Here is an 820-nt window from a genome sequence, read left to right as displayed (position 1 = left end):
GACCGCGACGGCCCCCGCGGTGACCGCGACGGCCCCCGCCGATCCGGTCCCCGACGCACCGGTCCCCGCGCGCGGGCTGCGCGCCCGCACCGAGGCGCGCAGCCGGGCTGGCGGTCGCCGCGGGCGCGGCCGCGGTGCTGGCCGGGGCCGCGCTGACGGCCACCGCGACGTGGCTGATCGTCACCGCCGCGGACCGCCCGCCGGTGCTGACGCTGTCGGTGGCGGCGGTGGTGGTGCGCGCCAGCGCCACGGCCCGCCCGCTGCTGGTGCTCGCCGAGCGCCTCCTGTCCCACGACGCGGCCCTGGCCCGGCTGGGGCGGCGGCGCGCGGCGGTGGTGGCGGCCCTGGTGCCGCGCCTGCCCGGGCCGCTGACGCGCCGGCGCGCCGGCGGCTCCGGCGACCTGCTCGTGCAGCTCGTGCAGGACGTCGACGCGCGCGTGGACGCCCTGCTGCGCTGGCGCCACCCGGTGGCGGTGGCGGTGCCGGCGCTGGCCGCGGCGCTGGTGGCCGCCGCGGCGGTGGACCCGGCGCTGGCGCTGGCGGCGCTGCCGGGCCTGGCGCTGGCGGGGCTGGCCGCTCCCCTGGCCGCCGGGTGGGCCGAGCGGCGCGCCGAGGCCCACCGCGACGACGTCGCGGCGCTGGCGCAGGCGGCCTCCGAGGGCGCCGCGGGCGTGGAGGACCTGCTCAGCGTCGGCGCCGAGGACCCGCTGGAGCCGCTGCACCGCAGCGTGTCCCGCCTGGCCGCCGGGGAGCGTCGCCGCGCCCGCGCGGCGGCGGCGACGGCGGCGCTGCAGAGCGCCGGCGCGGGCCTGGCCGTGCT

At 84.0% G+C, this 820-nt stretch carries 1 pseudogene; it reads left to right on the top strand.

The window, feature by feature from the left end:
• Positions 1 to 134 precede the first annotated feature (134 nt).
• Positions 135 to 820, top strand: a pseudogene (locus GTR00_RS21930) (hypothetical protein); the annotation flags it as partial.

It is taken from the genome of Kineococcus indalonis, from assembly GCF_009906395.1.
Lineage (GTDB): Bacteria > Actinomycetota > Actinomycetes > Actinomycetales > Kineococcaceae > Kineococcus > Kineococcus indalonis.
Note: the sequence above shows the minus strand (reverse complement) of the source record. Positions and strands in the feature narration are given on the sequence as shown.